The organism is Actinotalea sp. C106, from assembly GCF_023630195.1.
Taxonomy (GTDB): Bacteria; Actinomycetota; Actinomycetes; order Actinomycetales; family Cellulomonadaceae; genus Actinotalea.
On the sequence record NZ_JALPKN010000006.1, the window covers coordinates 22,131 to 32,033 of the forward strand.

Here is a 9,903-nt window from a genome sequence, read left to right on the forward strand (position 1 = left end):
CTCCCAGCAGCACACCCGACAGAACGAGGTAGACCAGCGTGACCGAGCAGACTCCTCCCGAGGGCGAGAACCCCGGCGAGATCCCTGGTGAGATCCCGGTGGGCGTCATCACCGACCGGATCAGCCCGGTCGACCTGCAGCTCGAGATGCAGCGGTCCTACCTGGACTACGCGATGTCCGTCATCGTCGGTCGCGCACTGCCCGACGTCCGGGACGGCCTCAAGCCCGTGCACCGTCGCGTCCTGTACGCGATGTACGACGGCGGCTATCGGCCCGACCGGCAGTTCTCCAAGTGCAGCCGTGTGGTCGGCGACGTCATGGGCAAGTACCACCCGCACGGTGACACGGCGATCTACGACGCCCTGGTACGCCTCGTGCAGGACTGGTCGCTGCGCTACCCGCTGGTGGCAGGGCAGGGGAACTTCGGCTCCCCCGGCAACGACCCGGCCGCCGCCCCGCGATACACCGAGTGCAAGATGGCGCCGCTGGCCATGGAGATGGTGCGGGACATCGACGAGGAGACCGTCGACTTCCGCGACAACTACGACGGTCGCACCCAGGAGCCCTCGGTCCTGCCCTCGCGCTTCCCGAACCTGCTGGTCAACGGCAGCGCGGGCATCGCCGTCGGCATGGCCACGAACATCCCGCCGCACAACCTGCGCGAGGTCGCGGCCGGCGTGACGTGGCACCTCGAGAACCCGGACGCCACCAAGGAGGAGCTGCTCGAGGCGCTCATCCAGCGGATCCCCGGGCCTGACTTCCCCACCGGGGCGACCATCCTGGGCCGCCGCGGCATCGAGGACGCGTACCGGACGGGTCGCGGGTCGATCACCATGCGTGCCGTGGTCACCGTCGAGGAGATCCAGAACCGCATCTGCCTGGTCGTCACCGAGCTGCCGTACCAGGTCAACCCCGACAACCTCGCCGCCAAAATCGCCGACCTGGTCAAGGAGGGGAGGGTCCAAGGCATCGCGGACATCCGCGACGAGACCTCGGGTCGCACCGGCCAGCGCCTCGTCGTCGTCCTCAAGCGAGACGCCGTCGCGAAGGTCGTCCTCAACAACCTGTACAAGCACACCCAGCTGCAGGACACCTTCGGGGCGAACATGCTCGCCCTGGTCGACGACGTGCCGCGGACCCTGAGCATCGACGCCTTCGTCCGGCACTGGGTGACCCACCAGCTCGACGTGATCGTCCGGCGGACCACGTATCGCCTGCGCCAGGCCGAGGAGCGCGCCCACATCCTGCGCGGGTACCTCAAGGCCCTCGACGCCCTGGACGAGGTCATCGCGCTGATCCGCGCGTCGAACACCGTCGAGGAGGCCCGTGACGGGCTGATGGGGCTGCTCGAGGTCGACGAGATCCAGGCCCGCGCCATCCTCAACCTGCAGCTGCGCCAGCTCGCGGCCCTCGAGCGGCAGAAGATCACCGACGAGTACGACGGTCTGATGGTCAAGATCGCCGACTACAAGGACATCCTCGCCAGCCCCCAGCGTCAGCGGGACATCGTCGGCGACGAGCTCGAGGAGATCGTCGCGAAGTACGGCGACGACCGACGCACCGAGATCCTGCCCTTCGACGGCGAGGTCTCGATGGAGGACCTCATCGCCGAGGAGGAGGTCGTCGTCACGATCACCCGCGGTGGGTACGCCAAGCGCACCCGCAGCGACAGCTACCGGGTGCAGAAGCGTGGCGGCAAGGGGGTCCGCGGCGCCCAGCTGCGGGCCGACGACGTGGTCGACCACTTCTTCGTCACCACGACGCACCACTGGCTGCTGTTCTTCACCAACTTCGGTCGGGTCTACCGGGCCAAGGGCTACGAGCTGCCCGAGGGCGGCCGCGACTCCAAGGGCCAGCACGTCGCGAACCTCATGGCCTTCCAGCCCGGGGAGCAGATCGCCCAGGTCCTCGACCTGCGCGACTACGAGGCGGCCGACTACCTGGTGCTGGCCACGCGCCGCGGACTCGTCAAGAAGACCCGGCTCACCGAGTACGACTCGAACCGCACCGGCGGGCTCATCGCGATCAACCTTCGCGAGGACGACGAGGGCCTGGCCGACGAGCTGGTCTCGGCGGCCCTGGTCCACGAGGACTCCGAGCTGGTCCTGGTGTCCCGCAAGGGCCAGGCGGTGCGCTTCCACGCGACCGCCGACCAGCTGCGCCCCATGGGTCGGGCTACCTCCGGGGTCACCGGCATGAAGTTCCGTGAGGAGGACGAGCTCCTGGCCATGGACGTCATCAGCCCCGACTCCTACCTGGTCACCGTGACCGACGGCGGCACGGCCAAGCGCTCCGACATGCACCGGGTCAACGCCGACGGCAACCTCGACTACCGCCGCACCAAGCGTGGTGGGCTCGGGGTGCGCGCGGCCCGGCTGCCAGACGACCGCGGCTCCCTGGTCGGTGCGCTCATGGCCGCGGAGAACGACGAGGTGCTCGTGGTGATGGAGCGCGGCAAGGTCGTCCGGTCGCAGGTCGGCGAGATCCCCGTGCACGGTCGCGACGCCACCGGTGTGATCCTGGCCAAGCCCGACAACGGGGACCGCATCCTCGCGGTCGCCCGCAACGTGGAGCGTAACCTCGCGCCCGATGCGGCTACCGTGGACGCGGAGAGCACGGCCGAGCAGCAGGACGAGGCCGCCGAGGCGGAAGCGAACGAGGGAGAGCGATGAGCACGGACGGGCCCAAGCCACCCTCGATCGCCCCCAAGAAGCCGACCGGCGGCAGCGGTCGTCCCTCGACCAAGCCCAAGGAGACGCCGGCTGCCGGCAAGGGTGATGCGCCCCGCCCGCGTCCTGCGTCCGCCCCGGTCACCGGCGCCAAGGCACCCTCGACCGGCACGACCCCCACGGTCGGGACCTCGCCGGTGACCAAGGACTCCGGGGCCAAGGCTCCAGGGACCAAGGCGCCCGGCACCGGCACGGCGGGCGCGGGCAGCACCACCGCGACCGGACCGTCGGTCGGCGAGCGGGTCAAGAAGGCCGCACGGAGCGCCGCGGAGTCCGCGCGCAACGCCCTGCCCACATCGGAGAGCACGGCTCAGGCCGCGACCTCGGCGACCACGGCACGCACCGTCCGGACCACCACCGTCGAGGAGGAGCCGCAGAGCGCGGCCGGCCCGCGTCGGGTGCGGCTCGCCGTCTCCCGGATCGACCCGTGGTCGGTCATGAAGCTCTCGTTCCTGCTGTCCTTCGCGATCGGCATCATGATCGTGGTCGCCTCCGCGGTGGTGTGGTTCACCCTCGACGAGCTCGCGATCTTCTCCCAGGTCAACGACACGATCGCCGAGGTCACGGGATCCCCGGACTTCTTCAACCTGCTCGAGTACGTGGCCTTCGACCGTGTCATCGCCCTGGCCATGCTCATCGCGGTGGTCGACATCGTGCTGCTGACGGCGCTGTCGACCATCGGGGCCTTCCTCTACAACATCGTCGCGGCCCTCGTGGGGGGCATCCACCTCACCCTGACCGACGACTGACGGTTTGGGGGCTACCCCGTCACTGGGGTAGTCTCGTGCGGCGCACGCAGCATCACCGTGCGCAGGGGCCTATAGCTCAGACGGTTAGAGCGCTTCCCTGATAAGGAAGAGGTCAGAGGTTCAAGTCCTCTTAGGCCCACTCCTGACGATGGATCCGGAGGAACGATGAAGAAGCTCCTGATCGTGCTGCTCGCCAGCGCGGCCGGCTACGTCGTGTGGCGCACCTACGCGGAGGACCGCGACGAGCGCGACCTCTGGACCGAGGTCACCGACGACATCGCGTGACCTCATCACTCCGGGCCCTCGGCTCGGAGACCCGCGGCCCCGGCCGCACGGGGCCATGGCGCAATTGGTAGCGCACCTGCTTTGCAAGCAGGGGGTTAGGGGTTCGAGTCCCCTTGGCTCCACCCCTCAGCCGCCTCCCTGATCCGCGAACCCCGAGCGCTGGCAGGAGCTCCACGGCGAGAAGCCGTCCGTCCGCCCAGGTGGATCGATGCCGGACGACCGCCCGTAGGGTGATGGGCATCCATGGCGAGGGGGACGACGTGTCGACTGCGGTCAAGGTGCTCCAGGTCCTGAGGATCCCAGCCCTGCTGGCTGTCCTGTGGTTCGGCTCGGAGGTCGAGCTGCAGTCACACATGGCCATGCAGCAGTTCGAGATGCCCGAGCTCTGGTGGTGGTCGACGGCGCACGGAGCAGTCATCCTGGCTTTCGCCGTCCTGGTGCTGGTGGGCCGCCTGCGGCGGCACCCGCTCGGTGTCCTCCTTGCCGAGCTCGTGGTGGCCGGGGCTCTCGGGATCGTGCCGGGCTTCGTGTGGGTGTCCACCTTCGGCATCGGGTCCTGGACGATCGGGCTGATCGACTCGGACGTGCGGACCCTCGGCATCGTGTGGCTCGTCGTGGTCGTGCTGCAGCTCGCGCGCTGGCGGCGTGCGGTCGGCACGGGCGCCTCGCACGACGCGAGCCCGGAGGCCGACGGGTCGCCCGAGCCCGTCGACGAGCTCCTCGACGTCGACACCGGTCCCGTGCGCGGTCGCTGGGCTCCCTGACGCGGGGTCAGGGCGCCAGGGAGCCCGTGATCCCGCCGCGCAGGTGCGCCACGAACACCTCGTCCTCGTAGCTCTCGGCAGCGTGGCCCAACGCGGTGTACCAGGTGCGACCGGTGCCGTACCGGCCCGACCACGCGATCGGGTGCCCCTTCCCCATGGTCCCGCCCTCGTAGGTCGACTCGTCGACGGTGAGCAGCACCGTGTGGTCCGCGGAGGGCCGTGCCGCGAAGTCGTACCACTCGTCCGTCCAGGACCACCGCGCCGGCAGGTGCGCGGTGGAGGGGTGCGTGGGGTCCACGACGTCGACCGTCGCGGGCTGGACGTCGGGGTGACTGACGAAGCGCGCCCCGGCGATGCGTTCGAACTCGGGCCAGCCCGGCTCGGCCGTGGTGGCCGCGTGCACGCCGATCCACGCCCCGCCGTCGGCCAGCCAGCGCGCCAGGCACGCCCGCTGGGCCGGGGTGAGCACGTCCCCGGACACCGAGAGCCACAGGACGAGCCGGTAGCGGGTCAGGTCGATCGGGGTGAAGACGTCGGGGTCCTCGGTGTGGTCCACCTCGAGGCCCAGGTCGGTCAGGAGGCCCGTGAGCACGGCGGTGCCTCGGTCGATCGAGTCGTGTCGGTACTCGGTGGTGGCCGTGAAGATGAGCGCCCGGTTCACCGCGGGTCGCCCTCGTCGTGATGGGTCAGCGAAGTGCGTTCCATGCGTCGAGGCTAAGGGCTCCGGAGCCCTCGAATCGATTCGAGGAACGTGGCATCATGGTCGGCACTCGACGAGGAGGACACCATGCGCCCACCGGTCACCGTCAGCCCGGACCCGTCCCTGAGCCACCGCACCCTGCGCAGCACCGTCACGGTGCTGGGTCCCGACGGCCGGCCGCTGCCGCGGACCGAGGTCACGGTCGCCCAGCGTCGTCACGCCTTCGGGTTCGGCAACATCGGCTTCGACCTCGTGGACCTCGCGAACGGCGGCTCGGCGCCGGGTGGGGCGCCGGCCCAGGACGCGGCACGGACCGAGCAGCTCGAGCACCTCGCCGAGCTCTGGCTCGACGTGTTCAGCACCGCGACCCTGCCCTTCTACTGGGGCACCTTCGAGCCGGTGCGGGGCCGGCCCGCCACCGACCGCCTGCTGCGCGCGGCGCAGTGGTTCGTCGACCGCGGGGTCGAGGTCAAGGGCCACCCGTTGCTGTGGCACACCGTCACGGCGCCCTGGCTCCTCGAGCTGAGCACCGGCGAGGTCGAGCAGGTGCAGCGCGAGCGGATCCGGCGCGAGGTCACGGACTTCGCCGGCCTGATCGACACCTGGGACGCGATCAACGAGGCCGTGATCATGCCGGTCTTCGACAAGGAGGACAACGGCATCACCCGCCTGTGCCGCGAGAAGGGACGCATCGCGACTGTCCGGCTGGCTTTCGAGGAGGCCCGCGCCGCCAACCCCGACGCGACCCTCCTGCTCAACGACTTCGACCTGTCGACCGCCTACGAGTGCCTCCTCGAAGGAGTCCTCGAGGCGGGGGTGCAGGTCGACGTCCTGGGCCTGCAGAGCCACATGCACCAGGGCTACTGGGGCGAGGAGAAGACCCTCGCGATCCTCGACCGGTTCTCGCGGTACGGCCTGCCCCTGCACCTCACCGAGTCCACCCTGCTGTCCGGTGAGCTGATGCCCCCCGAGATCGAGGACCTCAACGACCACCAGGTCGACCACTGGCCCTCGACCCCGGCCGGCGAGGAGCGCCAGGCGCAGGAGATCGAGCGGCACTACCGCACCCTGCTCTCCCACCCGCAGGTCGAGTCCATCACCTACTGGGGCATCACCGACGACGGCGCCTGGCTGGGCGCCCCGGCGGGCCTCGTGCGTCAGGACGGCACCCCCAAGCCCGCCTACGAGGTGCTGCGCCGGCTCATCAAGGGCGAGTGGTGGCTCTCCCCCACCCCGATGCGCACCGACGACGACGGCCGGGTCGCCGTGAGCGGGTGGCGCGGGGACTACGAGGTCAGCGCCCGCGGTGGGTCCACGACCCTCGTGCTCGACGGGGAGCCGCAGCAGGTGCAGCTGCCCTGAGCACCGCGCGTCGGGGCGAGCACGCTCAGGGAGCGAGCAGACCCAGGTGCAGGGCACGCAGCACAGCGCGCGTCCGATCCCGGGTGTCCAGCTTGAGCAGCACGCTCGAGACGTAGTTCTTCACGGTCCCCTCGGCGAGGAAGAGCGCCTCGGCGATCTCCCGGTTGCTGTACCCCCCGGCCATCATCCGCAGCACGTCCACCTCGCGATCGGTGAGGGGCTGCACCAGCCCGGGCGAGCCGTCGTCGGGAGCCGTGGGGGCCTCGCCGCGACCGACTGCTCGCAGGAGCCGGTCGGTCACCGCGGGTTGGATGAGCGTCCCGCCCGCCGCGAGGTGCCGGATCGCGCCGACGAGCTGGTCGAGGGTCACGTCCTTGAGCAGGTAGCCCCGGGCGCCGGCGCGCAGGGCCCGCAGCGTGAGCTCGTCGTCGTCGAAGGTGGTCAGGACGAGCACGGGAAGGTCCGCGCCCCGGTCACGGAGGGCCTCGAGGGTGCCGATCCCGTCCAGTCCAGGCATCCGCAGGTCCAGGAGCAGGACGTCCGGGGCGTGATCGGCGACCAGGACCAGCGCAGCGTCCCCGTCCCCGGCCTCGGCGACGACCTCGACCTCCTCCGCGAGCTCGAGGAGGCTCCGGATCCCCTGGCGGACCAGCGTCTGGTCGTCGACGAGCCCGACGCGGATCATGCGGCCGGCACCACGGCGCTGACCCGGAAGCCCTGGTCGCCGGTGAAGACGACCCGGCCGCCGAGGCCCTCGATCCGCTCGGTGAGGCCGCGCAGCCCGTGCCCGAGACGTATCGGGTGGGCCCCGAGCCCGTCGTCCCAGGCCGTCAGTAGCGTGCTGCCCTGGTCGTCCTGCCCGACCTCGATCCACAGGTGGGTGGCCTCGGCGTGACGGATCGCGTTGGTGACGACCTCCTGGGCGCACCGCAGCAGAATGGTCGTGGTCTCGTCGTCGAGGGTGGGCGGGCTCTCGACCGAGAGGTGGACGGTCGGTTCGTGCAGATCGGCGACCAGGGCCTCGAGGGCTGCCGTCAGATCAGGGGTGCGGCGCCGGAGCTCACCCACGGTCGTGCGCACGTCGGCGAGCAGCTCGCGGGCGATGCGGCTGGCACGAGTCACGTGCTCCCTCGCGGGCGGGGTGCTGTGGTGGCTCGCGACCTCCAGCTCGAGGGTCAGGGCCGTCAGCTGATGGCCGAGAAGGTCGTGCAGGTCCCGGGAGATCCGCAGACGCTCGGCGGCGCGGGAGGACTCCTCGAGCAGCGCCGTCGCCGCCCGCAGCTCGACGTGCGCCTCGGCCAGCTCGCGTCGGGACCTCTCCTCGCGCTGGAAGGCCAGCACGCTGAGCACGCTCGCACTCTGCAGCAGGAGGTAGAGGCCCGCCGAGAGCAGCACCTCGAGGAGCCCGGCAGGTCCTGTCGCGACGGCGACCCCCACCACCGCGGTGTTGAGGGCGACCACGCCGATGGTCTCCCGCCTGGTCAGCACGTAGCAGCTGAAGGCCGAGGTGAAGACGAGCACGATCGGCAGGAACCCGGCCCGGGGAGCAAGGAGCACCGCGGCCGCGCCGAGGACCACCTGCACGCCGAAGATCGCCCGCGCGCGCGTCCGGTGCAGCCCTCCCTCGAACCAGGTGCCCGTCACCAGGGCGGCGAGGAACCCGCCGAAGACCACGAACCACAGCGCCGGAGGTCCCACGGTGACCTCGCTGCCCTGCGCCACGAGCACGACCACGGGAACGCCCACGGCCGCGCAGATCGCCGTGCCGAGGACGCCCGACCAGATCTCCGCGTCGAACCGCGCCATCTCCGCACCCTATGGCGCAAGCACCAGCCCGCGGCCCTGCCAGAAGTCATGCCTGGGTGAGGTGACCCCCGGCACCTGTGGTGCCCTCCCGCGCACTCCTAGCGTCGATCAGGAGCGAAGGAGGGCACGTGTCCGCGATCGAGATGCACGACCTGCACAAGACCTACCGGTCCACGGTGGCCGTGGCCGGGGTGAGCCTGACGGTGCCCGAGGGCTCGATCATGGGGCTGGTCGGGCGCAACGGCGCCGGCAAGACCACCGCGGTCGAAATCACCGCGGGCCTGCGCACGCCCGACCGCGGGAGCGTCAGCGTGCTCGGCCTGGACCCACGGCGGGACCGCCGTGCGGTGCGGCAGCTGCTCGGCGTGCAGCTCCAGGAGAGCGAGCTGCACAGCGCCCTCACCGCCCTCGAGCTCGTGAAGCTCTACCGCAGCTTCTACCGGTCGGGCCTCGACCCGGCGCAGGCCCTCGAGGCCGTCGGGCTGGGACGCAGCGCGAGGACGCGGTTCGAGAACCTCTCGGGGGGTCAGCAGCAACGGCTGTCGATCGCCCTCGCCATCATCGGCCGCCCCCGGGTGGTGATCCTCGACGAGCTCACCACGGGGCTGGACCCCGAGGCGCGCCGCGAGGTGTGGGGCCTGGTCGAGGCTCTCCGGGCCGACGGGGTCACGGTGCTCCTGGTGAGCCACCACATGGACGAGGTCGAGCGGCTCTGCGACCAGGTGACCCTGCTCGACGCCGGGCGGGTGGTCTCGACCGGCAGCCCGGCCGAGACCGTGGCCCGGGCCGCGCTCCCGCAACGGGTGCGCTTCGACGCCGATCGGGCTGTCGACGCCGACCTGCTGCGCACCCTGCCCGAGGTCGAGGGGGTCGAGGTACGTGGCGACGCGGTGGTCGTGCACGGCAGGGGTGAGCTCGAGCGGGCGGTCAGCACCGCGCTGACCAGGCACGGGGTGGTCGCCACCGGCACCAGCGTCGAACGCCCCACCCTCGAGGACGCCTTCCTCGCACTGACCGGTGGCCCGTCCGGGCCGGAGACGGAGGAGGAACGATGAGCGCTGCGACCGAGACCGCCCCCCGTGCACCTGGGCTGCGGGCCTGGGTGACACTGACCGGTGCCGAGGTGCGCATGGTCGTGCGCGACACGGCCGGGCTCCTCATCCCCGTCGGGCTGCCCCTGCTGATCCTCGTGATGAACGCCCTGGGCGACACCGACCAGGTGATCCCCGGGGCCGGGGGCCGGACGGTGCTCGACCTCTACGTGCTGCCCCTGGTGCTGACCGTGGTCATCGCGACGATCGGGGTGGTGAACATGCCGAGCTTCCTGGCGTACTACCGGCGCACCGGGGTGCTGCGCCGCCTCGCGGTGACCCCGGCCCACCCGGCGATGGTGCTGGCCGCCCAGGTGCTGACCAGCCTCCTCCAGGCGGCGGTCGGCGTCGGGCTCGCGCTGACGGTCGCCGTGGTGGGCTTCGGGGCGCACCTCCCGGCCCGCCTCGGGCTCGCCA

Annotated in this window: 9 protein-coding genes, 2 tRNA genes and 1 pseudogene; 9 read left to right on the plus strand and 3 right to left on the minus strand. The window is 71.2% G+C overall.

The genetic code is table 11. The features are described from left to right. The first annotated feature begins 38 nt into the window (after nt 1-38). The 6 genes from gyrA to L0B03_RS01020 all read left to right on the plus strand — a co-directional run bounded on the left by gyrA (nt 39) and on the right by L0B03_RS01020 (nt 4,527). Nucleotides 39-2,672, plus strand: coding sequence for a DNA gyrase subunit A (gyrA, locus tag L0B03_RS00995; protein ID WP_374204854.1), 2,634 nt, complete (start codon nt 39-41; stop codon nt 2,670-2,672). Next, on the plus strand, nt 2,669-3,478 hold the full coding sequence (locus L0B03_RS01000) for a DUF3566 domain-containing protein (RefSeq protein WP_250442897.1): 810 nt from the start codon (nt 2,669-2,671) through the stop codon (nt 3,476-3,478). Before gyrA ends, L0B03_RS01000 begins: the two co-directional genes overlap by 4 nt. A 65-nt stretch (nt 3,479-3,543) precedes the next feature. After that, nucleotides 3,544-3,617 (plus strand) — tRNA-Ile (locus L0B03_RS01005). Between the two features lie 26 nt (nt 3,618-3,643). Beyond that, nucleotides 3,644-3,763 carry a DLW-39 family protein gene (locus L0B03_RS01010; protein ID WP_243758629.1) on the plus strand — a complete coding sequence of 40 codons (120 nt, stop codon included), beginning with the start codon at nt 3,644-3,646 and terminating at the stop codon, nt 3,761-3,763. Between the two features lie 49 nt (nt 3,764-3,812). Then, nucleotides 3,813-3,885: transfer RNA gene (locus L0B03_RS01015), tRNA-Ala, on the plus strand. 111 nt (nt 3,886-3,996) lie between these two features. Then, entirely contained in the window at nt 3,997-4,527 is a 531-nt protein-coding gene (locus L0B03_RS01020; RefSeq protein WP_250442900.1) for a hypothetical protein, read from the plus strand. Nucleotides 4,528-4,534: 7 nt separating this feature from the next. Here L0B03_RS01020 and L0B03_RS01025 read toward each other — a convergent pair whose 3' ends face one another. After that, nucleotides 4,535-5,188: a ThuA domain-containing protein gene (locus L0B03_RS01025; protein ID WP_250442904.1), complete on the minus strand. Its 654-nt coding sequence runs from the start codon at nt 5,186-5,188 to the stop codon at nt 4,535-4,537. A 126-nt stretch (nt 5,189-5,314) separates the two neighbouring features. Between L0B03_RS01025 and L0B03_RS01030 the strand changes: the two genes are divergently transcribed. Next, nucleotides 5,315-6,589: an endo-1,4-beta-xylanase gene (locus L0B03_RS01030; RefSeq protein ID WP_250442907.1), complete on the plus strand. Its 1,275-nt coding sequence runs from the start codon at nt 5,315-5,317 to the stop codon at nt 6,587-6,589. Nucleotides 6,590-6,614: 25 nt separating this feature from the next. Here L0B03_RS01030 and L0B03_RS01035 read toward each other — a convergent pair whose 3' ends face one another. Continuing rightward, nucleotides 6,615-7,274, minus strand: coding sequence for a response regulator transcription factor (locus L0B03_RS01035; protein ID WP_250442909.1), 660 nt, complete (start codon nt 7,272-7,274; stop codon nt 6,615-6,617). Next, nucleotides 7,271-8,395 (minus strand): sensor histidine kinase, encoded by a 1,125-nt coding sequence (locus tag L0B03_RS01040; protein ID WP_250442912.1) that lies wholly within the window; start codon nt 8,393-8,395, stop codon nt 7,271-7,273. Before L0B03_RS01040 ends, L0B03_RS01035 begins: the two co-directional genes overlap by 4 nt. 128 nt (nt 8,396-8,523) lie before the next feature. Here L0B03_RS01040 and L0B03_RS01045 point away from each other — a divergent pair, with 128 nt between their 5' ends. Continuing rightward, nucleotides 8,524-9,450 (plus strand): ABC transporter ATP-binding protein, encoded by a 927-nt coding sequence (locus tag L0B03_RS01045; protein WP_250442914.1) that lies wholly within the window; start codon nt 8,524-8,526, stop codon nt 9,448-9,450. Next, nucleotides 9,447-9,903 (plus strand): annotated as a pseudogene (locus L0B03_RS01050) (ABC transporter permease); the annotation flags it as partial. The gene L0B03_RS01045 and the pseudogene L0B03_RS01050, both read left to right, overlap by 4 nt.